Annotated in this window: 18 protein-coding genes; 12 read left to right on the top strand and 6 right to left on the bottom strand. The window is 45.0% G+C overall.

Going from position 1 to position 22,099, the window contains the following annotated elements; all coding sequences use genetic code 11:
* Positions 1 to 42: 42 nt before the first annotated feature.
* Complete coding sequence (locus tag KI743_RS06140; RefSeq protein ID WP_285465589.1) at positions 43 to 1,464, top strand: FAD-dependent oxidoreductase; 1,422 nt, start codon at positions 43 to 45, stop codon at positions 1,462 to 1,464.
* 129 nt (positions 1,465 to 1,593) lie between these two features.
* Here the strand turns inward: KI743_RS06140 and KI743_RS06145 are convergent, their stop codons facing one another.
* A complete protein-coding gene (locus KI743_RS06145; RefSeq protein WP_285465590.1) occupies positions 1,594 to 3,777 on the bottom strand; it encodes a TonB-dependent receptor domain-containing protein in 2,184 nt (727 codons plus the stop codon).
* 391 nt (positions 3,778 to 4,168) lie between these two features.
* On the opposite strand from KI743_RS06145, the gene KI743_RS06150 reads away from it, so the two are divergent.
* The 10 genes from KI743_RS06150 (at position 4,169) to gntR (ending at position 15,240) form a co-directional block, all read left to right on the top strand.
* The gene (locus tag KI743_RS06150) at positions 4,169 to 5,278 is read left to right on the top strand and encodes a putative 2-aminoethylphosphonate ABC transporter ATP-binding protein (protein WP_285465591.1); all 1,110 of its coding nucleotides are present in this window, start codon (positions 4,169 to 4,171) and stop codon (positions 5,276 to 5,278) included.
* Between the two features lie 20 nt (positions 5,279 to 5,298).
* A complete protein-coding gene (locus tag KI743_RS06155; RefSeq protein ID WP_285465679.1) occupies positions 5,299 to 7,008 on the top strand; it encodes a putative 2-aminoethylphosphonate ABC transporter permease subunit in 1,710 nt (569 codons plus the stop codon).
* A 77-nt stretch (positions 7,009 to 7,085) separates the two neighbouring features.
* The gene (gene phnR / locus KI743_RS06160) at positions 7,086 to 7,790 is read left to right on the top strand and encodes a phosphonate utilization transcriptional regulator PhnR (protein ID WP_032550290.1); all 705 of its coding nucleotides are present in this window, start codon (positions 7,086 to 7,088) and stop codon (positions 7,788 to 7,790) included.
* A gap of 106 nt (positions 7,791 to 7,896) precedes the next feature.
* On the top strand, positions 7,897 to 8,799 hold the full coding sequence (locus tag KI743_RS06165; protein ID WP_285465592.1) for an EamA family transporter: 903 nt from the start codon (positions 7,897 to 7,899) through the stop codon (positions 8,797 to 8,799).
* Between the two features lie 203 nt (positions 8,800 to 9,002).
* Entirely contained in the window at positions 9,003 to 10,019 is a 1,017-nt protein-coding gene (locus KI743_RS06170; protein ID WP_032550292.1) for a TRAP transporter substrate-binding protein, read from the top strand.
* A gap of 85 nt (positions 10,020 to 10,104) precedes the next feature.
* Positions 10,105 to 10,662 (top strand): TRAP transporter small permease subunit, encoded by a 558-nt coding sequence (locus tag KI743_RS06175; protein ID WP_285465593.1) that lies wholly within the window; start codon positions 10,105 to 10,107, stop codon positions 10,660 to 10,662.
* Complete coding sequence (locus KI743_RS06180) at positions 10,655 to 11,977, top strand: TRAP transporter large permease subunit (RefSeq protein ID WP_285465594.1); 1,323 nt, start codon at positions 10,655 to 10,657, stop codon at positions 11,975 to 11,977. Before KI743_RS06175 ends, KI743_RS06180 begins: the two co-directional genes overlap by 8 nt.
* 85 nt (positions 11,978 to 12,062) lie before the next feature.
* The gene (locus tag KI743_RS06185) at positions 12,063 to 12,569 is read left to right on the top strand and encodes a gluconokinase (RefSeq protein WP_032550295.1); all 507 of its coding nucleotides are present in this window, start codon (positions 12,063 to 12,065) and stop codon (positions 12,567 to 12,569) included.
* Positions 12,570 to 12,598: 29 nt separating this feature from the next.
* Positions 12,599 to 14,092, top strand: coding sequence for an NADP-dependent phosphogluconate dehydrogenase (gene gndA / locus KI743_RS06190; RefSeq protein WP_285465680.1), 1,494 nt, complete (start codon positions 12,599 to 12,601; stop codon positions 14,090 to 14,092).
* Positions 14,093 to 14,238: 146 nt separating this feature from the next.
* A complete protein-coding gene (gntR, locus tag KI743_RS06195) occupies positions 14,239 to 15,240 on the top strand; it encodes a gluconate operon transcriptional repressor GntR (protein ID WP_150897256.1) in 1,002 nt (333 codons plus the stop codon).
* Positions 15,241 to 15,330: 90 nt separating this feature from the next.
* Here gntR and KI743_RS06200 read toward each other — a convergent pair whose 3' ends face one another.
* The 3 genes from KI743_RS06200 to KI743_RS06210 all read right to left on the bottom strand — a co-directional run bounded on the left by KI743_RS06200 (position 15,331) and on the right by KI743_RS06210 (position 19,603).
* On the bottom strand, positions 15,331 to 16,116 hold the full coding sequence (locus KI743_RS06200; RefSeq protein ID WP_285465595.1) for a siderophore-interacting protein: 786 nt from the start codon (positions 16,114 to 16,116) through the stop codon (positions 15,331 to 15,333).
* A 227-nt stretch (positions 16,117 to 16,343) separates the two neighbouring features.
* The gene (locus KI743_RS06205; RefSeq protein ID WP_285465596.1) at positions 16,344 to 17,822 is read right to left on the bottom strand and encodes a peptide MFS transporter; all 1,479 of its coding nucleotides are present in this window, start codon (positions 17,820 to 17,822) and stop codon (positions 16,344 to 16,346) included.
* A 410-nt stretch (positions 17,823 to 18,232) separates the two neighbouring features.
* The gene (locus KI743_RS06210) at positions 18,233 to 19,603 is read right to left on the bottom strand and encodes an L-serine ammonia-lyase (protein ID WP_150868672.1); all 1,371 of its coding nucleotides are present in this window, start codon (positions 19,601 to 19,603) and stop codon (positions 18,233 to 18,235) included.
* A gap of 308 nt (positions 19,604 to 19,911) precedes the next feature.
* On the opposite strand from KI743_RS06210, the gene KI743_RS06215 reads away from it, so the two are divergent.
* A complete protein-coding gene (locus KI743_RS06215; protein ID WP_285465597.1) occupies positions 19,912 to 20,775 on the top strand; it encodes a YdcF family protein in 864 nt (287 codons plus the stop codon).
* A 4-nt stretch (positions 20,776 to 20,779) separates the two neighbouring features.
* Here the strand turns inward: KI743_RS06215 and KI743_RS06220 are convergent, their stop codons facing one another.
* Both KI743_RS06220 and KI743_RS06225 read right to left on the bottom strand, forming a co-directional pair.
* Positions 20,780 to 21,469 carry a hypothetical protein gene (locus tag KI743_RS06220; RefSeq protein WP_285465598.1) on the bottom strand — a complete coding sequence of 230 codons (690 nt, stop codon included), beginning with the start codon at positions 21,467 to 21,469 and terminating at the stop codon, positions 20,780 to 20,782.
* 227 nt (positions 21,470 to 21,696) lie between these two features.
* Positions 21,697 to 21,951: a DUF333 domain-containing protein gene (locus tag KI743_RS06225; protein WP_285465599.1), complete on the bottom strand. Its 255-nt coding sequence runs from the start codon at positions 21,949 to 21,951 to the stop codon at positions 21,697 to 21,699.
* Between the last annotated feature and the right edge of the window lie 148 nt (positions 21,952 to 22,099).

Here is a 22,099-nt window from a genome sequence, read left to right on the forward strand (position 1 = left end):
ACACCGTACGTTTTGGTGTCGATTTCGCTAGGTAACTCTTTTATGTCAAAACACTACTCATACTGGTTCAAACAAGCCTTGCAACAGGAGTTTGGTCAGGACACTCCGCCAAGTGATGCTGGTCAACCACTGACACAAGATATCGAAACAGACATCGCTATTGTTGGTGGTGGGTACACAGGATTATGGACCGCTATTTTAATTAAACAGCAACAGCCAGAAACGCGAGTTGTGGTTATTGAAAAAGGTTTGTGCGGTAGTGGCGCATCGGGTGCTAATGGTGGGTGTATGCTCACTTGGTCCACTAAGTTTCCAACTTTAAAACGCCTTTACGGAGAGCAACAAGCAAAATGGCTGGTGGAGCAGTCTGAAAAGGTCATTTTTGAAATAGAAGCGTTTTGCAAAGAGCATGATATTGACGCTCACCTTTATCGCAGTGGTACCTATTATACGGCGACGAACCAAGCACAGAGAGGTGGCATGGCCCCTGTTGTAAGTGAGCTGAAAAAGCAGGGAATCAACAGCTGGCAGGAGTGTGGTGATAACCTCAGTCGTCAGGCGGGATCAGAGCGTCACATCGAAGGTTACTATTCCGAAGCGGCCGGTAGTGTTCAACCGGCATTGTTAGCAAGGGGTCTTCGCCAAGTTGCAATTAAGTTAGGTGTCGAAGTTTACGAAAATACCCCGATGCTAGAGTTGAATTACGGTGAGCCAGCTAAGGTCGTAACACCCGCAGCAACCGTTACGGCCGATAAAGTGGTGCTAGCGCTGAATGCATGGATGCTTGACCACTTTAAAGCTTTCAAAAGAAGTATCGTGGTTGTCTCTTCGGATATGGTGATTACTGACCCGATTCCAGAAAAGCTCGGGGAGTATGGCCCAGAGCAAGGCGCAGCTGTGGTTGATTCGAGGATCTTTGTTCATTATTACCGAGATACACGAGATGGCCGACTGATGCTTGGCAAGGGAGGCAATAAGTTCTCTTTTTCCAATCAAGTCGATAATATGTTTAACCAGCAGACGCAGTACCTTCCACTACTTAAAAACTCATTTCAAACCTTGTTTCCAAAGCTAGAACAGCAAGATTTCGCTTACAGTTGGTCTGGCGGTTCTGATCGTTCTGTTACCGGGCTACCTTTCTTCGGTAACATTGAGAATCAATCGAACATCTTTTATGGTCTCGGCTACTCAGGCAACGGCGTTGCTCAAACTCGTATGGGAGGCAAAATTCTTTCGTCGATGGTTTTGGGGTTGGACAATAAATGGACAAGAAGCGGCATGACAGAAGGCCCGCTCGGTCATTTTCCACCAGAGCCATTTCGTTGGCTGGGAGCGATGATGGTGCGCGATGCGGTGCGTCGAAAAGAACATGCAGAAGATGTAGGTCAAAAGCCGATGTGGATAGACAAGCAACTGGCCAAGTTGGCTGGTGCAGCAGGCAAAGCGGACAAAATTACTGGGTAGTTTTGGGATATTGCTTGGTGAATAAATGGAAGGCAACTAAGTCATCTTTTAGTTGCCTTTTTGCTTATCTAAAGCTTGTTTTTTCGCGGTAAACCGGGAACGCTTCGTTCAAATAGCTTTGGAGCTTATCTAGAATTGGTAAGCTGCACTTAGTTTAATTTCTCGACCAGGTGAAGCGACCCCATTTGATAGATACGCTTCGTAGTAACGATCTGTCAAGTTAGTCACAATTGCACCAAACGAAAGCCCTTTAACTTGCTGAACTTCCCATGTCGCATAGATGTCTTGCAGAGTATATTGGTCACTAGGTTTGTTGCTGTAGGTTTTGTCTTCACCTGTTTTGGTTTGAGCGTCGTACCAGCGAAGTTTCCAACCTGTTGTTAAGCCCTCACTCCATTCATAACCCAAACCAAGGTTAATGTTGAGTGGTGGTGTATTAGGGAAGTCTTCATCACTGCCTGTTGAATCGGCTAGACTGCCTTTATATTTCCCGCGAACGTAAGCAACAGAAAAGTCGCTAAAGAAATCAGCAATACGATATTGGCTGATTAGTTCGAAACCATGATTCTTGTAGCCATCTAGGTTGGTGTTCCAACTTTGGTTTTCATCCGTTTCTTTGTCTAAATTCGCACCTACTCGGTTGTGTACGTGGTCACTCACATCATTGAAGAAAACAGTAAATTCAGTGCCAATAGAATCGCTATCGCTAAATAACCCATCAGTAATGTTGATGACACTTGCTTGATAGGCATGGATTCGTGACACCTCAAGGTCGCGAGCGGTTGCCGTCGCCGTTGCCCGTGCATACTGAACAGAATATAAGTTATCGATAGTTGGTGCTTTCAATGCATATGCGTATGAGAAATTTAAGCGCGTACTATCGGTCGCTTCGTAATCAAGGTCGATGCGAGGGCTGAAACCTTCATGTGTTGTTTCGCTGTAGTCATGTCCTGCAGCTGGATCGTTATAATCTGGTGCAGCATTTCCTTTACCTTCACTGACCACATACTCATACCTTATGGACGGAGTAACCGTGAAGCTAGGTGTTGCTTGGAAGTGGTCAGCAATATAAACCGCATAGGTTTTTTGCTTACCTGAAGGCTCATAATATGGCGTGTACCAGCCGTAATTTTTCTCTGCTTTGCTATCGTATGACGCATTGAAAACCAATGAATCACGTTCCGTTCTTTGATATTGAAGGCCCGTGACTAAGGTGTGGTTACCAAGAATCGCGGTGTTATAGATATCGACAAAATCGCGTTTGTAGCTGAGCCAAGACTCGTGTCCATAGCTACCTACTGATACCCACATTTTTTCAAAGGCAATATCTGGGCGTACCCAGTGACGATCATTCTCAGATCGCGCAGTCTTAATGTTGAAATCAATGTACGGGCTGGACGGTGAGTAATGATATGAAGCTGTCGTCGTGTTGTCGGTGTATTCGTTGTATACCGTATATGCGTATTTTGCAGCTTCTAGTGAACCATATTTTTTGATCGTCCATTCGGTAATATTTGGCATTTCGCCGCGTCGGTTTGCCCATGGTTTACGACCTTCATCTTTATAGCGAGTGTGGCTCACTTCGAATTGATGATGGTCGTTTTCATAACCTACTTTAAACAGCATGTTTTCTTGTTCATACCCAGAATAATCTAGGCCATTGTCTGAACCACCGACGTGGATATCATCAGAGTCTGTCACCGAGCCATTGGCGATATAGTAAAATCCGGTATCGCTTTTGCCGTAGACGCTCAGGTTGTATGCCATAGAGTCGCCGTTGGTGTTGTATCTCTGATTTGCACGAAAGCCGAAGTTTTCTCCTGGTGTTAGCAAGTCATCAACTGTCTTGGTTTTGATGTGAATAGTGCCACCAAACTTACCGTTGAGCGCTCTATAGTCATGTGCACCTTTGATAACTTCCGCTTCGCCAATCAAAAATGGGTCGAAGAAAAATGTACCGTAACGGTATTGTTGAAAACCGATCGGTGCGCCATCAACGAATACGGCTATGTCACTTGGGTCAGAGAAACCACGGATATTGATACGCTCACCACCGGAACGAGCGCCACCGTCAAGGTGTGCACCAGGCACTGAATCGATAAGAGACGCAAAGTTGGAATATTGTTGCTCTTCCACTTCTTGCCAGTCGATAGTAGTTTGACCCGGTTCCGATACGGTAATTGGTTTGGCGTATTGAACACCAATGACTTCAACAGACTCATCCGTGGCTTCAGAAGAAACTGCGTTAAATGATTGAAAGACAGCAATTGAGAGCAGGCTTAACTTAAAAATGGGGTTCGAGTAAATACTCATAACAATGACTTATAGTAGTTATTTGGAGGGAGGATTATATGAATATTTATAAATTACACAAACATTAATGATATTTATTATCATTAATGTTTGGATTGTATCACTGTTATATTGTAGCGATATGGGCATATCAGCTGGTGTTTTGATTGCTTTATAGGTAATTCATCTAAACTTATCTAAGGCGCTGAATCAGTATGACCCTGGTAGAGGAGTCATACTGGTACTCATATTCGGTAAATGATCTTCTCAGACTTCTAGCACTTATCGAGCACGAAACCGAACCGTTATACAAACGCAATATAACTGTCATTTAGCTTCTATAAATTTGTCACTCAACTGAAATATTCAGGGTTTAGATTTGGTATATACCATTTAAAGAGTGCTGCAGAAAATGAGCAATTCAACCTATCTGAATATAGAAAACGTTGTAAAACAGTTTGGTCAATTTACAGCGTTAAAAAACATATCTCTGTCGATCGAGAAAGGAGAGTTTGTCTGTTTCCTGGGGCCGTCTGGCTGCGGAAAAACGACCCTTTTACGTGCAATTGCAGGGTTAGACCTTCCCACCTCTGGACGTATTGAACAGAACCAAATTGATACAACCTTTCTTCCACCTGAGAAACGTGATTTTGGCATCGTATTCCAGTCTTATGCGCTTTTTCCTAATCTGACCGTAGAAGAGAACATTGCGATTGGCTTAAAAAACCAAGGCATGTCGAACAAAGAAGCGTTGGAATCGGTTGAAAGCTGGCTAGAGACGATTGGTCTGACTGGATCTGGACAGAAATATCCAAACCAATTATCAGGTGGTCAGCAGCAGCGAGTTGCGCTTGCTCGTGCGTTAGCACTTTCTCCAGGTCTTCTACTGCTTGATGAACCGCTTTCTGCGTTGGATGCCAAAGTAAGAACGCATCTACGAGATGAGATTTGCCAGTTACAAAGAAAACTCGGTATTACCACTATCATGGTGACACACGACCAAGATGAAGCGTTAACTATGGCTGACCGTATTGTGGTGATGAATCACGGTGTTATTGAGCAGGTTGGGGCGCCACAAGAGATCTACCAAAAGCCCGCGACTCGATTTGTCGCCGAGTTTGTTGGTTGTATGAACTTTATTGAAACATCAGTGATTGCGGATTCTAAGATGCGTATTGCTGAATCCATTCTAACCTTGCCGAAGTTAGATAACCTGGACACGAACGTCGGCGACCGATTTGATATTGCGATACGACCTGAGCAGCTTCAGTTCGTGGAACGTTTTAGTGAATCTCTTCCTGTTCGTATTGTGTCGAGCGAGTTTCTAGGCGCATTCTATCGTGTTGAGTGTAAACTTCAGCATGACCCAAGAGCAAAGCAGATTGTGGTTGATGTGCCAGTCAAAACCTTTAATGAAATGAAGCTGCGCCGTGGAGATATTCGTTATGTGGCGCTCGATCAGGATGGGCTGCGCGCATACCCAAGCAATGAGCGTCTTGTATCTAAAGATGAGGCGGCGTAATTGTCATGGAATCGACACAAATGATGCAATCTAAGCGACGAATTCAGCAGCGCGTAACACCACTTCTCGCTCGAGTGAGTAAAGACAATGTCATCCTGTTCAGCTTGTTGGCGTTCTTATCTGTAGTGATGGTACTGTTCATCTTGATGCCATTGTGGGCGATGCTTAAGAAGAGTGTTCAGAATGGCGAAGGGGAGTTTGTTGGCCTACAAAATTTCGCGACTTATTTCTCTTCAGCAAGCCTTTGGCAGTCGGTGGGTAACACATTTACTCTTGGGTTACTGGTGACAGTTGTCGTAGGTGTACTCGCATTTGGTTATGCTTATGCCTTAACGCGCTCTTGTATGCCGATGAAGGGGTTATTCCAAGTACTCGGTTCTGCACCGATATTAGCGCCTTCTTTGCTCCCTGCGATAAGCTTAATCTTTCTGTTCGGCAATCAAGGCATCGCTAAAGAAGTGCTCGGTGGGCACTCCGTTTATGGCTTGATTGGAATCTCATTAGGTTTGATTTTTTGGACCTTCCCACACGCCTTGATGATCCTGACAACCTCATTGCGCACGTCAGATGCTCGTTTGTACGAAGCAGCAAGAGCTCTTAATACTTCGCCTCTCAAAACTTTTTTCATCGTGACTCTGCCAGCAGCCAAATACGGTTTGATCAGCACACTCATCGTTGTGTTTACGCTGGTGGTGTGTGATTTCGGTGTACCGAAAGTAATTGGTGGCAGCTACAACGTTCTTTCCACTGACATCTTTAAGCAGGTGGTTGGCCAGCAGAACTTCTCAATGGGTGCGGTTACCAGTATCTTGTTACTCCTGCCTGCGGCTTTGGCATTTGGTGTGGATCGCTGGGTACAAAAGAAACAGAAAAGCTTGTTTGATACACGCTCTGTCGCCTATCAGCCACAACCTAGTATGGTTCGAGACAGTGTCTGCTTTATCTATTGTTTGATTATTTCTGCTGCTGTTGTGGTTGTTTTAGGAATGGCGATATACGGCTCTATGGTGACGTTTTGGCCTTGGAACAAAGCGCTGACGCTTAACAACTATAACTTCGCTGAAATGAGCACTTATGGTTGGGCGCCGTTTTTCAACTCCCTAACACTGGGTGCTTGGGCGGCGGTTATTGGTACCGTACTGATTTTCCTTGGTGCATACGGCATAGAGAAAGGCCGCGCATTTGCACCAATTCGCCAAGTCATGCAGATGTTGAGCGTAGTACCTATGGCGGTTCCAGGCATGGTTCTAGGTTTAGGTTATATCTTTTACTTTAATGACCTGAACAATCCACTGAACTTCCTGTATGGCACGATGACATTCCTCGTTATCAATACTGTGGTGCACTATTACACGGTCGGTCATATGACAGCTCTCACCGCATTAAAGCAGCTCCCTGCAGAGATTGAGGCGACAGCTGCCTCGGTCAACCTTCCTCAATACAAGTTGTTCTTTAAAGTGACGGTGCCGGTATGTTTGCCCGCTATATTAGATATCGCGACTTACTTGTTTATTAATGCATTGACCACGACTTCTGCGGTAGTATTCCTATATTCAACGGATACCATTCCAGCCTCAGTCTCGGTACTCAATATGGATGATGCTGGCCAAACTGGAGCAGCTGCGGCGATGGCGGTCATGATTATGCTGTCGGCAGCGAGTGCGAAAGTGGTGCACTTGGTTATCAATCAGCTGTTTGAGAAGCGCACACAGGCTTGGCGTAAGCGATAATTCGCGGCTTGGCGAATAAGAATTAATATGTGTGGCCATGGAGCGGCTACCAGGAAGAATAATTAAAAGGAAAATTGGTGCAGTACGTAAAAATTAAAGATGTCATTGTTGAGCAGATAGAGTCGGGGATGCTTTCTCCAAGACAGAAACTGCCTGCAGAGCGTAAGTTAGCAGAGTCTTTCGATACGACTCGCGTTACATTGCGTGAAGCTTTGTCTTCATTAGAAGCGGAAGGACGCATTTATCGTGAAGATCGCAGAGGTTGGTTCATTTCACCGGAGCCATTGCGTTACGATCCTACTCAAACGCTTAACTTTACCAACATGGCATTGTCTCAGAACCGTCAACCTAAGACGGAGTTGATCGCAGCTAAAGGAATACTGGCTACGAAAGAGGCGACTCGATTGTTAAAGTTGGCGCCTTTCTCTGATGTTTACCGAGTCGACCGAGTTCGTTATTTAGAAGACAGGCCAGTGGTGTATGTGACTAACTACATTCGTCCCGAGTTGTTCCCAAATCTGTTAGAGCATGATCTCTCCAAGTCACTTACTGATATCTATCGAGAGCACTTTGGTGTTGTCTACCAGACGATCCGTTATCGAGTGAGTACTACGTCATTGCTGGGAGAGACGGCTCAGGCACTTCGAGCGACATCAGGCTCACCGGCGATGGTGGTTGAAAGGATCAATTACAACCAAGATGGTGAACTGATTGATTGCGATATTGAATATTGGCGACATGACGCCATCAGTATCGAATCCGTTGCTCACCTAGAGCGGTAGAAGGTTAGCTGAGTGAGCGAATCGGTGCTCGTCGGTTAATTAAGCTTCAATACCTAATCAGGTCTCTAAGTTAGAGGCCTTTTTTATCCTCAAAATTGGAAAGAACATGGAACTGTCCGCCATAGTCATAGTGATAATTTCAGCTTTACTTCATGCAGGCTGGAATGTACTGGGCAAATCAAACCAAAGCTCTGGCTCTTCATTCTTCTTGGCGTCGAGCTTTGCAGCTGCCACTTTGCTCACCCCTTACTTGATTTGGTACATCAACACTGTCGGTTTCTCTAATATCAGTGTACCGTTTTGGCAATTGTTGCTGCTGAGTGGAATCTGTCAGGTGATTTACTTAGTGGGGTTAGGGGTTGCTTATAAGCAAGCTGATATCGGTGTGATATATCCAATGGCTCGTGCTCTGCCTGTTTTGATGGTGGGGTTCGGAACTTTGCTGTTGGGATATTCATTGACGTACAACCAGTGGCTTGGGTTTGCGCTGATAACCCTAGGTTGTTTAGTGGTGCCCCTTAAGAACTTTAAAGATCTAAAGCCACGAGCCTATTTGAACCTAGGTGTACTTTGGGCACTCATCGCAGCGATTGGCACAACTGGTTATTCAATCATTGATAAAGAAGCCTTATTGCTGCTCGGCGACATCGAATCCAACAAGGTTACAAATAGAGATGCATCGATCTTTTATTTGGGCATGCAGTTCTGGGCGATAGCTTTGCCACTTAGTACTTGGTTATTGCTCACAAAGCAGAGTGTAGAGTTTGCAAACGCATGGCGAATTCGCAAAAAAGCCGCTACTGCTGGAGTAATGATGGCCGCGACTTATGGACTGGTTCTGTTCGCAATGACCATGACTGAAAATGTCAGCTTGGTGGTAGCGCTAAGACAGGTGAGTATCATCTTTGGTGTTGTGATGGGGATCTACTTTTTGAAGGAAAAGTGGCACATAACTCGTGGTGTAGGTGTTCTATTTATTCTGTCAGGTTTGGTTATCTCATTGTTTTAGAATAACTATTATATGGTCAATCATTCTTAAAGTGTGACTTTTCGCACGCAATTCCCTTATTGATAGCAAACGTTTTACTGTTGTTAAAGATGTGATCTATCTCATAGACAGTCTGGTAAAGTTACCGGTAACATCGCGCTCAACGTTACCGGTAACATAAAATAACAAACCGGATTAAAGTGAAACCCATAAGGATACCCCGAATGAAAGCTATGACTAAAACGCTGATTGCTGCTTCCCTAACAGGTCTATTCGCGACTTCTGCAATGGCTGCAGACTTCAAACTGAAAATTCAATCTTCAGATCCATCTGGTGATCTGAACTTCAAAGTTCAACAGAACTGGGCTGAGCGTGTTGAGACTATGTCTAATGGTCGTATCGACATCGATCTTCTACCGGTAGGTGCTGTGGTTAAGCACACAGAGACACTAGGCGCGATCAAAATGGGTATCCTTGATGGCCAAGTAACTGCAACAGGTTACTTCTCTGGTAAAGATCCAGCATTCGGTCTTATCGGTAACATGGTTGGTGCTTGGTCTGATACAACGCAACTGCTGCAATACATGAACTACGGCGGTGGTAACGAGCTAATGACTGAGCTTTACGCTCCTTACGGCGTTAAGTTTGTTGGTGCTTCGACTACGGGTGTTGAGTCGTTCATCTCGAAAGTACCAGTAGACGGTGTTGATGATCTTAAAGGTCTTAAACTGCGAGCTCCTGAAGGTCTAGTGCAACAAGTATTTGCAGCGGCAGGTGCGACACCAGTTAACTTACCAGGTTCTGAAGTATTTACTGGCTTAAGCAAAGGCGTTATTGATGCGGCTGACTACACAGTATTCTCTACTAACCAAAAAGCGGGCATGAACGACATCGCAACACACCCAGTTCAACCGGGCTTCCACTCTCTTCCTCTGATCGATATCTCTATCTCTCAGAAGAAGTGGGACAAAATGCCTGCGGATCTACAAACTATTCTGCAAACGTCTGTTCGTGACTTCTCTTACGACATGACAACTCAGCTGAAAATGGCTGACCAAGCAGCAGTGAAAGAAGCGCAAGCAAACCCAGAAATCACGATTCACAATTGGTCTGACGAAGAGCGTAAGAAGTTCCGTGAAATCGCGAAAGGTCAATGGAAAGTATTTGCTGAACGTTCTCCAAATGCACAGAAAGTATACGACTCTGTAACTGGCTTCCTAGAGACAAACGGTCTACTTTAATTCACAACGATTATCCAGGCTAAATACCTATTTTAGCTTCTCTTTTGGAGGGCAATTGCCCTCCGTTTTTTTTGAGTAATACGTTATGACAGATAAAACGCCTCATGCGCCCCAAGAGCAAGAAGAGCAACCAAGAAACATTCTCGACCGCGCCATAATCAAGGTCAGCAATGTTCTAAGTGGTTTGTTCATCTTCACTGTATTGATCTCTTTTTACGAAGTGGTGATGCGTTATGCGTTCGATGCCCCAACTACTTGGGTACACGAAACCGCTTCTTTTGTTGGTGGCTCGCTATTTATCGTGGGCGGTATTTACGCCTTTGCTGCTAACAAACATGTTCGAGTTGTTCTTATTTACGATGCAGTTTCTTCTCAAACTCGAAAATACCTAAACCTAGTTCACCACATAGTGGGTTTAGCGTTTGCAGGTATGTTGGCTTACGCCTCTTATTTCATGGTTCAAGAGTCTTGGTTTACACCCTGGGGTGACCTTCGTCTTGAAACATCAGGCTCGGTACTGAATGCTCCGTACCCAGCACTTCTTAAAGGCATCATCTTTGTTTGTCTTTGTATTCTTGTTGTCCAGTTTGTATTGCACCTGATCCAAGAGATTGTAGGGCTAGGGAAGAAAGACGATGTTTGATTTATCTTCTATTGGCATCGCATGGGGCAGTATCCTCATGCTGGTGATGATGATCGGCTTGCTACTCACGGGTATGCAACTGGCATTCGTAACAGGCTTCGTTGCCATCTTTTTCACACTGTTTTGGTTTGGTCCAGATGCACTGCCTCTAATTGCTAGCCGTACTTACAGCTTTGCATCAGGTTATGTATTCCTCGCGGTTCCGATGTTTGTATTGATGGCCGCGCTGCTTGACCGTTCAGGCATTGCTCGCGACCTCTTTGACGCAATGAAGTCCGTAGGCCGAAGAGTTCGTGGTGGTGTTGCCGTACAGACTCTCTTGGTTGCGGTATTGCTTGCTTCAATGTCAGGTGTTATCGGTGGTGAAACCGTACTGCTGGGTATTCTTGCACTGCCACAGATGCTGCGTCTTGGTTATGACCGTAAGTTAGCTATCGGTACGACTTGTGCGGGTGGTGCACTCGGTACTATGCTGCCTCCGTCTATCGTACTTATTATCTACGGTATGACAGCAAGTGTATCAATTGGCGACCTGTTTAAAGCCTCATTCCTTCCAGCCTTCATTCTGGCAGGTTGTTACATCGGTTACGTACTGATTCGTTGTAAGTTGAATCCATCTCTAGCTCCGATTCCAAGTGATGAAGAGATCGCGGAAGACATGGAAAATCAGCCAAGCTACTTCAAAGCGCTGTTCTTCCCACTGCTTTCAGTAGCAACGGTTCTGGGCAGTATTTACACAGGTATCGCGTCAGTAACAGAAGCGTCGGCTCTGGGTGTTGTGGGTATCATGATTTCCGCTGCGATTCGTGGTGAGCTTAACTTCAATATGCTCAAAGAGAGTGCCATCGCAACTATGCGTACCTGCGGCATGATCATGTGGATCGGTATCGGTGCAAGCGCGCTGGTTGGTATCTACAACCTGATGGGCGGTATCGACTTTGTTGAAGAGGTGATTCTAAGCCTAAGTGGCGGTAGCCCGCTTGCAACACTGCTTATCATGATGGTTATTCTATTGGTTCTAGGTATGTTCCTTGACTGGGTTGGTGTAGCGCTTCTAACTATGCCTATATTCGTACCAATCATTACAAGTCTTGGTTACGACCCAGTATGGTTTGGTGTGGTGTTCTGTCTAAACATGCAGGTGTCATTCCTATCACCTCCGTTTGGCCCAGCAGCTTTCTACCTGAAATCGGTGGCACCGAAAGACATCAGCTTGGGCGAGATCTTCAGTTCACTACTGCCATTCATCGGCCTACAGGTTCTCGTACTCGGGATGGTGATTGCATTCCCTGAGCTCGCGATGTGGTGGAAATAATCCCCACCTTTTAAAGACCTAAAGAACCCCCAGATTATATAGACAGCCTCCAGTGTGAGTTGGAGGCTAAGGATAGTATTGTCCAATGAAAGCGAAAAAAATCTTAGTAATGGGCGTTTCAGGCTGCGGTAAAAGCTTGATTGGTAGCGAAATTGCTAACGCTCTAAATCTGCCTTTTCATGATGGTGATGATTACCACCCACAATCAAATGTGGACAAGATGGCAGAAGGCATTCCTTTAAATGACGATGATCGTCAAGGTTGGTTGGAAACTCTAAACAAGGTTTACGTTGAGAATGAAGCTGCAGTGATTGCTTGTTCAGCGCTAAAACCAGCGTACCGCGACATTCTACGAAACAATAATCAAGAGCTGGTAATCGTTTACTTACAAGGCTCATTTGACACAATTTGGAATCGTCATAAGTCGCGTGAAAATCACTATTTCAACGGCGAAGCGATGTTAAAGAGCCAGTTTGAAGCATTGGTTGAGCCACAACAAAGTGAGGCGCTGTTTATCGATATTTCTCAAGACGTCCAAGGTGTTGTTGCTGATGCGCTACAAGCAATTAAGCAGCTTGAGGAGAAGAACTAATGAGCACTTCAGATCTTTCTCAGTCAAGTATGCCTCAATCCAGCATTGCGATGATTGGCCTTGGTGTTATGGGCAAAAGCCTTGCGTTGAATCTACTTGATCAAGGCTTCAACGTGACAGGCTTTGATATCAGTGAAGCACATCGTGAGCGTGCTGAATCAGAAGCAAAAGAACTCGCGCAAAAAGTCGATAAAGGTAGCTTCTATAAAGCCGCTGACCTGAACCAAGTTCTCGACTCTCTGGTTAAGCCGCGCGTGATTGCCTTGTCTGTCCCTGCTGGCAGCATTGTTGAGGCAGTGATTGACGATCTGCTAGCCGTTGGCCTTGAGCAAGACGATATTGTTATTGATACGGGTAACAGCCTTTGGACCGATACAGAAGCTCGTGAGTTGAAATATCGTGGCAAACTACGATTCTTCTCAACGGCGGTATCTGGCGGCGAAGTAGGAGCGCGTACAGGCCCTGCACTGATGGCTAGCGGTGACAAAGAGGCTTGGAATTACGTTCAACCAATGTGGGAGGCCATCTCAGCCAAGGTTGACGAAAATGGTTTGCCTGTTGGTCAATTCGAGAAGGGTGAGCCTTGCGCGGCTTACCTAGGTCCTGCCGGTGCTGGTCACTATGTCAAAATGGTGCATAACGGTATTGAGTATGCGGACATGCAGCTCATTTGCGAGGTCTACCACTTTATGTCTGAAGTGCTAGAGATGCCTGCACAAGAGATTGGTGAAGTCTTTGCTAAGTGGAACCAAGGTGTACTGAACAGCTATCTGATGGAGATCAGTGCTGATATCTTACAGGAGTTAGATCCAACAACACAGAAGCCGTTTGTTGAAGTGGTGCTTGATAAGGCTGGGCAGAAAGGCACGGGGCTTTGGACGGCAGTGAATAGTCTTCAAGAAGGGGCGCCAGCGCCAACCATTGCTCAAGCGGTATTCGCTCGCGCTCAAAGTAGCCAGAAAGCGGTACGAGTACAAGGTGCGAAGGTGTTGCGAACGCACGTCCAACCAAGTTGCGGTAAGGCCAAACAAGAGACCATCGAAGAGCTACATGATGCACTGTACTGCGCTAAGCTTTCGGTTTATGCGCAAGGCTTTGACTTAATGAAAGCAACCTCAACCAAAGAGGGTTGGGACCTCGATTTTGCTCATATTGCTAAGATTTGGCGTGCAGGTTGTATTATTCGAGCAGTGTTCTTACATGACATCACTAAGGCATACCAAAGCGATGCTGAGCTGAGCAACTTGCTATTCGCAAATCGTTTTGTTGAAGAGGTTCATGAACGTTCTTGTGGTTGGCGTGCAGTCGTTGCAAACTCGGCATTAACCGGTGTTCCTATGCCGGCTATTAGCTCTGCTTTGGGCTATTTCGATTCACTTCGCTGTGAAGTACTACCGGCTAATCTGCTTCAAGCACAACGCGACTACTTTGGATCTCACACCTATTCGCGCGTTGATAGCGATGAGCAAAATAAGTTTCATATAATTTGGAGTGAAACACCACGCGCAGAAGTTGAAGCTTAGTTCTCACCATTTAAACGTCCTCATTATGGGGACGTTTTTGTTTGTGGTACTACATCAACATTTCGTTAGATAAGGCTTCAAATCCTAAGTCAGTTGGATACACTGTTACCAGTAACATAATCAATAAAAATAATAACTAATTTACTATGTCAAATAAGAAAAAACGTCCTACGTTACAAGATGTTGCCAATTTAGTTGGCGTCACCAAAATGACCGTAAGTCGCTGTTTACGAGACCCTTCACAGGTTTCTGAAGCACTACGAGACAAAATCAATTCAGCGGTTGAAGAGCTGGGTTACATCCCAAACCGCGCCCCAGATATCCTCTCAAACGCAAAAAGTAATGCCATCGGTGTACTGGTTCCCTCGTTAACCAACCAAGTTTTTGCCGAGGTCATTCGTGGGATAGAACAAGTCACAGCGCCTGCGGGCTATCAAACCATGATTGCTCACTATGGATATAGCGAGGAACTTGAAGAGCAGAGTATCGCATCACTGCTGTCTTACAATGTGGATGCGATCATCCTCTCTGAAAACGTCCACACAGAACGTGCTCGTAAGATGCTACAAACCGCATCCATTCCAGTTATTGAGATCATGGACTCTGTGTCACCGCGTATCGAGCAAGCTGTAGGTTTTGATAACTTTGATGCTGCGAGAGAAATGACCAAAGTGATGATTACCCGAGGCCGTCAAAATATCGCTTATCTTGCGGCTCGAATGGACGAGCGTACTCGTTTAAAAATGGCGGGTTATGAGCATGCAATGGAAGAACACGCACTCACGCCATTGACGATTCAAACCGAAGACGCCTCCTCATTTACTTTAGGTGCAAAGCTGCTTGGCGAGCTGCTTGAAACGCACCCTGAGGCTAACGGCATCTTCTGTACCAACGATGACTTGGCAATCGGTGCCTTTTACGAATGTGTTCGTCGTGGTATTCAAGTCCCTGAGCAGATGGCGATCGCGGGCTTTCATGGCCATGATATTACGATGACCATGACACCGCGTTTAGCAACAGTGATAACTCCAAGGGAGCAGATAGGCAAGGTCGCTGCTGAGCAAATCGTTTCACGCTTGCAAGGCAGAACAGATTGGACGGCTAAGTTGGATTTAGGTTACGCGATTGAGCTTGGTGAAAGTATCTAGCTGCTTATTCTAATCATTAAAAAAACGCCCTTACCGTTCTCCGTTAAGGGCGTTTTTCATGTTCAGGCTGCCAGTTGCTAAAATCTGATTTTAAGCTTCGGCTTGCGCTTTCGCGTCTTCTTGCTTTAACACTTTATGGCCATCTTCACTCACACCACGTTTCCAGTAGCTGCTGATGTAGATGTTCTCTTTAGCCACTTCCTTCTCATTACGGAAGTATTGACGTAGTGCACGCATGTTCTCGAATTCACACGCTGTCCATACTGCTGCAGTGCCTTCAAGCCAAGTGAGCTCTTGAACCTTATCGGACAGTGATGACGCCTGTTCCGATTCTATCAACCAGATGATCTCCAGCTGACTTGGTGCGTCCAATGGCTGCTTGTCTTGCTCTGAGGCGATTTGAATGACAGCGTAACCTTTTGCATCACGCGGTAGGCTTTTCACTTTTGCAGAAAGAGCAGGCAGTGAAGTCATATCAGCGGCCAAGAAAAACCAATCAGCGTCTTTATTTAAGCCTTGAATAAGACCCGGGCCACCAATAGTGATGGTTTCACCTTCTTGTACGTTCATCGCCCAACGAGCTGCGAAGCCACACTGTAGGTCAACGGTGTTGTGGCGAACAAAGTCGACTTCAATTGAAGGCACGTCTGGGTTGAACTCGCGAATCGTGTAAGTTCGCATGGTTGGGCGTTTGCCCTGCTCAAGAGTCGTCAAATCTGTTCCACCCAACTCATTAAACATCAACTTGATGTAACCACCTTCACAATCATTAGGAAAGCGACTTAGACCGTCACCACTAAGGGTGATGCGCTGCATGTTTGGTGTGATGGTTTTGGTACTTGTAACAGTAACTTGGATAGGACTTGGCTTACTCATAATGGACTCTCTTTCTCTATAAGCTAACTATCATAGTAGCCTTCATTAAATGACTCAATAGTAATGGTTATCATTTACATGAATTTACGTCATGCACTTTTAGCATAAACTTATTTGCAGGAGAAAGGCGTGAGTAATAAGGGGAAATAAAAAACGCCCTAATCAGGTATTAGGGCGTTAGTGGCGTAATTACATAAAGTAATTACTGTGCAGGCTGGTGAGTGGAATTAGCTATTTGCTTCTTCTAACTCAACCGCTTGCTCTGCATTTTTAGCTGCGTCTAGCATCTTACGAATAACAAACGACGCCGCCATTGCGATAGCAACCATCACAACTGCTAGTACTGTTAGAAGCTGGAAGTAGTCACCGTAAACCGTTTGAACGATCTCTTGAGTGATCTCTTGGCCTTTCTCTAACGCGATTGACGTAGAGAATACGGCACCAACGATACCAGATAGAGCGATAGCAACAGAGAATAGACTTACAGAGAAGTTTTCGATGTGCTTAGGTGCTACAGATAGGATGAAGGCAACAACCATAGAACCTACGATAACTTCTGCAATTGCTTGGAAGAAGTGAATCGCTAGGAAAACCTCTGGGCGGATAATTACGTCTTCACCAACTGTTGTTACAGCGAATGTAAGGATACCAAATGCAATCGCTGTTAGTACGAAAGCCAGTGCTACTTTAGTTGCCGTAGATAGGTGAATATCGCGCTTTTCTAGCATACCGAAGAAACCAGCAACGATAGGGCCACCAACCATACACCATAGAGGGTTCATCGCCATTGCTGCTTCAGGCTCAAGTGGAATGAAACCGAATAGAGAACCTTTAAGCGTATTGATCGCAACCATGTTCATCGAAGTCATCATCTGACCGTAGTACACGAAGAAACATGTGGTTAAGAACGTGATGATTAGGATAGTACCCATCTTCAGAGACTCTGCCTTGCTCGCTTTGAACATCAGAGAAACGAAGTAAAGGATAGCTGCGCCGCCGATTGCATAAACGATGTTTTGGCCAACGTCCATGTTAGAGAACATGAAGAATACAAGACCGATCATCGCAATTGAAAGGGCACCAAACATTGCCCAGTTTTTTGCTGGAACTGGTTTTTGGTCTAACTCTGCACCAACTTCAATAAGGCCTTTACGACTCATGATAAGCATACCAAGTGCAGCTGCTGCCATAATGCCCGAGATAGCAAAGCCACCGTGGAAGCCAATAACCAGCACGATCATTGGGAATAGGTATTGACCTAGGAAAGCACCCACGTTGTTGATTGAGTAGTTGATCGGGTAGCCTTTCTCAAAGTCTTCTTGAGAGTTGAACGTACGCTTGTATAGGCTTGGGTAAGATGGTGACATCAAACCACGACCGTAACTTGCTAGTGCGATACCGCACATAGAAAGAGGAACGTTGGTTGCCGATGCGCCTAAAACTAAAAGAACGTAACCAGACGCGAATGCTAAGAAACTGATGGTAAGAGAGCGGTAAGCACCAAGGAATTTATCGGCAATGAAGCCACCAGCGATAGCAAATAGAGGACCGATCGCGGAAAAGGCACCCACGATCATCATAGTATCTGCTTCGTTGTAGTTTAGGTCTTCAAGGAAGAAACGGGTTAAGCTAACGAGTACGCCATAGAATGATAATCCAAACATCATTTGGCAGAACATCATTGATTTGTTTAATCTATTCCACATTATTTTCTTCTCACATTTATATTTAGATATAGTGTAATCACCTAATTATAATATCATTACTAGCAAGACATAAACTGAAACATTTGTCTCATTAGAGCTTTAACTCGCCGTACCTTTTCTTATGTTGGCATTGATATTTTTCATGAATGAAAATTGCAAGGTAAGATTGCGCAGGGCGATGTCTCACTACTTGAAAGTGGTTTCAATCTAACTCCCCAGTTAATAAAGGGAATTTGGTCAAGTATTAACCGTATGCATTTCACAAAGAGTGGTAGTGATTTATAAAAAGGCGTTTCCAAGTGAACAAAAAGCCAGCGCGGAGGCTGGCTTTGTTTTAAATTTGGAAACTTAGTTTACCGTTGTGAGGTGTCGCTTCAATTCAAGTTAATGAGGCTGACCATCAAAGTTATTTATTCACACGGTGGCGCCATATGAATCACAGCTAGGCCACCCAAAGACGTTTCGCGATACTTTTTGTTCATGTCTTTACCCGTTTGGTACATGGTTTCGATCACCTTGTCCAAAGAGATTAAACACTTGCTGGTACGCTTCAATGCCATTCGAGAGGCGTTGATCGCTTTCATTGCACCCATTGCATTACGTTCAATACAGGGTACTTGTACTAAGCCACCAATCGGGTCGCAGGTCATGCCTAGCGAGTGCTCCATGGCGATTTCAGCGGCAATACAGATTTGCTCATTGCTACCACCACGCAGTGCAGTAAGGCCTGCAGCCGCCATTGAGGAAGAAACACCAACTTCGCCTTGGCAGCCTACTTCAGCCCCAGAAATGGAAGCGTTGGTTTTGTATAAGATGCCAATCGCACCAGATACTGCAAGGAAGTCCTTAAGCTGTTTAGTATCGAGCTCTTTGATAAAGCGATGGTAGTACATCAGAACGGCTGGGATAACGCCTGCAGCGCCATTTGTTGGTGAGGTAACCACTTGGCCACCAGCGGCGTTCTCTTCGCTTACTGCGAAAGCAAACAGGTTAATCCAATCCATGATCTCCATCGGATCGTTTTCAATCGCGGCATTGGCTTCCAACTTTTTCAGTAGGGCAGGAGCGCGTCGAGTTACCTCAAGGCCACCGTCAAGAATCCCCTCAGTTTCAAAGCCTCGCTCCATACAGAGTGACATCACTTTCCAAATCTGCTCTGTGCGCTGATTGATCGCTTCCATGTCTTGGAATGAGGTTTCGTTACGTAACACCAAACCGCCTAGGCTAAGACCGTTTTGGTCGGCCAATGCAAGCAATTCATCTGCAGAGCTAAAGGGAAATTCAACCTGGGTTTCTTGCTCTTGCTTTCCGTTTTGGAGTTCGTCTTCTGTGGCAATGAAGCCGCCACCAATCGAGTAATAGGTTTCCATATCGAGCAGTGTGCCCTCTGCGTTAAATGCAGAGATGGTCATGCCATTTTCATGTAGGGGTAGGTTGGTGGTGTGAAACAGCATATCGGTCTCAACGTCGAAATGAACGTTATGGTGACCACTAACGGCAAGGCTCTTATCTTCAATGGCTTTTTGCATCGCTTGATTGGCACTGCTGATTTTAATCGTGTCAGGCTTATTACCCAGTAGACCCAAAATCGTAGCGCGGTCGGTGTGGTGCCCTTTACCTGTTAGGGAAAGAGAACCATAAAGGTCAATTTGCACTCTCGCCACTTCTTCCAGTTTAGAGGCGATTTTTTGAGTAAACTGAAACCCTGCGATCATTGGTCCATTGGTATGCGAGCTGGATGGACCAACGCCAATCTTATAGATATCAAAAATAGACAGCATAATAACTTCCTGTGAAGGGTTCGCTTCGTACGAACTCTGATGTAACTGTTTTTACATACCTCGCTTCTTATGAGCATAGTGTATGAATGATATTGTTATGTTTTATACTCATGGGCACTTGTTCCATGTGTCAGGGAAAAGGTGATAATTTCCTCTTCTCACTGCTACACGGTTCACTACCTATAAAGTTGCCATCAATAGAGAGCATTATTGCGAGCAACTCATGAGAATTTAAAAATACTTTTGTTAACAACTATTGTATACATAATTCACTCTATCTAATTGCGAAAACGAGACTTGTACATTAAATGAGCATTAAAAACCTTGTAGTTGTTCTGGGTAAACGGCTAAATAAGAATGAATTGACTGCAGAAGGACAGGGTAGAGTTGAAGCTGCCATCGATTATCTGGTAAGTCGCTCAAATGACGAAGTAGCGATCGCGTTTTGTGGTGGTGTAACACCGGGACAAACTCTGTCTGAAGCCGAAGTGATGTATGAGTACTTCTTGCAACTGGAAAGTCAGCTTGAATCACCTTTGAGCATTCAAGCGAGGTTATTAGAGAAAAAATCAACCAATACGATAGAGAATATCCATAACTTGGCGCTAGAACTCATTGAAAGCGGCCTGTTCGAGAATGGTCAACAGTTGAATGTGATATTCGTGTCCAATGATTACCACTTGCAGCGCATTTTTGAAATCCAATCATTAATGGATGCGCAAGGGCTGCTTAAGGTGCTTGAAGAGCGTTGTGGGCAATTGGGTGTGTCTCTGAATATTGAGCGAGATATCGATCAGCATGTTGTGGTGCCTTATCCACATACGACCGTACAAGGTCAGCTCTTTCTATTGACTGACAGTCTAACGACTTACCGAGTTTACCTCGAAGGCACAGTAGCAGGACGTTTTGTAGGGCAAGAACAGCAGACTCGTAAAGTACCTGCTCAGTTAGGGCTAGAAGCGATCGACAAGGCGATACAACTCTCAGAGAGCGGTCAGTTTAGTTTACTAGATTCGCTGTTGCCTCTATTACACAACTGTATCGAAGATACTCCTGTAGGAACGGACAAAGAAAAAGTCAGGGAGTATCTCGCATTGCTGGATACCAACCTGACTTTACTGAACCGTTATCTCGATCCAGAACAAGATCTGGATACTCGCTGGTGGCGCTAATCGATTATGACGATTGATTTGCCTTGTTTCTGAATCCGTTGACGGTTTTAACGCTAGCAAAGGCAATCAAACAGTAAGCCAATAGCTCCGTGCCTTCCTCAGCGATGATTTTAACTTCACGTACATAATCAGCGCCCATAATGTTGTGCCAAAAGCTGCCCATGCCAAACAGACGAGAGAACACAAGCAGTAGCATCACACCAGTAATCAATAGGTTCATGTGTGGCGAGGCTAGGATATACGCAATTTGATCAAGCGTTTGTTTGCCATTTTTGATTGCGTAGAAAATAGCACTACCGGCAACCAAGATTGCTGGATAAACCCACGCCCCGTGAGTAATCATATCAAACCAAAAGTCCAATTCGCGTATCAACATAACAGCAAAGAACGCGCTCATTAACAAGGCGGCATGCTTAACTTGGCTGGTGTGTTTCGCCATATATAAGAATGACAGTGAAGAGGTCAATAGTAGTAACTGTTCTAGGACTTCAGTGACAGACAGTTCACTCAACTCACCACCGATTAAGACGTAATCAATACGTAGCGCTAGGTTGACGATTATACCGATGGCAAGAACGATAAGCGCGGTTTGGCAGCGCTTAAAAATCACTTGAGACGTCGATTGAGAGATATTGAATTCAGGGATCTCTAGAGACATCGAGCTTTGGTCGCTGTTTTTGGTTTGGCTTTTCATAATGAACTATCTGTAAATAAATGTAACACAGAGCACATTTTATAGGTCGAAGGAGCGCCAATGTCAGAGTAATGTCAGGAATAAAACACTGTTCATTTGCGGTGCGCACTGTAAAAGCAAAGGCTTACAGTAAAAATAAAACGGATCTGTTTATAAGGCAGTCTTTATTTATCAATAAGATAAGGGGAAGTGTTCAAGTGGCGCCCTGGCCACTTGAGATAGAGATGTTAGCTTTCAGTCTTTTGCTCGTGGTTTTGGCGATAATATTCCCATTGCTCAACACGGTCGCCGTTTTCAAAGACACAGTAGGTCGTGCGCTGCTCATTTTCTGTCACGGTGTCAAGCTCTGCTCCCTGTTGAACACAGTACACGGCAGCAGGGTTAGCCACTGAAACTCGTTCTGACTCACTGTATTGGTCGTACTCGCTCGCACAACCCCCTAAAACCAAAGTGAACATTGCCATCAAGCTAATTGTTTTCATGCTATCTCCTTAGCAAGGTTAGGAAGCTCTTTTAATGAGTATATTTTAGAATCAGGAAAAATCCGTGATTATTTAAGCAACAGGTTGAATTAGTATGATAATCCGACAGATTTAGAGCTATTTTGAGTGTTGGATCAAGCTTACTTAT

This window comes from Vibrio sp. D420a, from assembly GCF_030248625.1.
In the GTDB taxonomy this organism is placed as follows: domain Bacteria; phylum Pseudomonadota; class Gammaproteobacteria; order Enterobacterales; family Vibrionaceae; genus Vibrio; species Vibrio fortis_A.

What these genes read in the sequence shown, in the direction of transcription:
- KI743_RS06140 (WP_285465589.1), top strand. Translation starts at nt 43, where the DNA reads ATGTCAAAACACTACTCATACTGGTTCAAACAAGCCTTGCAACAGGAG.
- KI743_RS06145 (WP_285465590.1), bottom strand. Translation starts at nt 3,777, where the DNA reads ATGAGTATTTACTCGAACCCCATTTTTAAGTTAAGCCTGCTCTCAATT.
- KI743_RS06150 (WP_285465591.1), top strand. Translation starts at nt 4,169, where the DNA reads ATGAGCAATTCAACCTATCTGAATATAGAAAACGTTGTAAAACAGTTT.
- KI743_RS06155 (WP_285465679.1), top strand. Translation starts at nt 5,299, where the DNA reads ATGATGCAATCTAAGCGACGAATTCAGCAGCGCGTAACACCACTTCTC.
- KI743_RS06165 (WP_285465592.1), top strand. Translation starts at nt 7,897, where the DNA reads ATGGAACTGTCCGCCATAGTCATAGTGATAATTTCAGCTTTACTTCAT.
- KI743_RS06170 (WP_032550292.1), top strand. Translation starts at nt 9,003, where the DNA reads ATGAAAGCTATGACTAAAACGCTGATTGCTGCTTCCCTAACAGGTCTA.
- KI743_RS06175 (WP_285465593.1), top strand. Translation starts at nt 10,105, where the DNA reads ATGACAGATAAAACGCCTCATGCGCCCCAAGAGCAAGAAGAGCAACCA.
- KI743_RS06180 (WP_285465594.1), top strand. Translation starts at nt 10,655, where the DNA reads ATGTTTGATTTATCTTCTATTGGCATCGCATGGGGCAGTATCCTCATG.
- KI743_RS06185 (WP_032550295.1), top strand. Translation starts at nt 12,063, where the DNA reads ATGAAAGCGAAAAAAATCTTAGTAATGGGCGTTTCAGGCTGCGGTAAA.
- gndA (WP_285465680.1), top strand. Translation starts at nt 12,599, where the DNA reads ATGCCTCAATCCAGCATTGCGATGATTGGCCTTGGTGTTATGGGCAAA.
- gntR (WP_150897256.1), top strand. Translation starts at nt 14,239, where the DNA reads ATGTCAAATAAGAAAAAACGTCCTACGTTACAAGATGTTGCCAATTTA.
- KI743_RS06200 (WP_285465595.1), bottom strand. Translation starts at nt 16,116, where the DNA reads ATGAGTAAGCCAAGTCCTATCCAAGTTACTGTTACAAGTACCAAAACC.
- KI743_RS06205 (WP_285465596.1), bottom strand. Translation starts at nt 17,822, where the DNA reads ATGTGGAATAGATTAAACAAATCAATGATGTTCTGCCAAATGATGTTT.
- KI743_RS06210 (WP_150868672.1), bottom strand. Translation starts at nt 19,603, where the DNA reads ATGCTGTCTATTTTTGATATCTATAAGATTGGCGTTGGTCCATCCAGC.
- KI743_RS06215 (WP_285465597.1), top strand. Translation starts at nt 19,912, where the DNA reads ATGAGCATTAAAAACCTTGTAGTTGTTCTGGGTAAACGGCTAAATAAG.
- KI743_RS06220 (WP_285465598.1), bottom strand. Translation starts at nt 21,469, where the DNA reads ATGAAAAGCCAAACCAAAAACAGCGACCAAAGCTCGATGTCTCTAGAG.
- KI743_RS06225 (WP_285465599.1), bottom strand. Translation starts at nt 21,951, where the DNA reads ATGAAAACAATTAGCTTGATGGCAATGTTCACTTTGGTTTTAGGGGGT.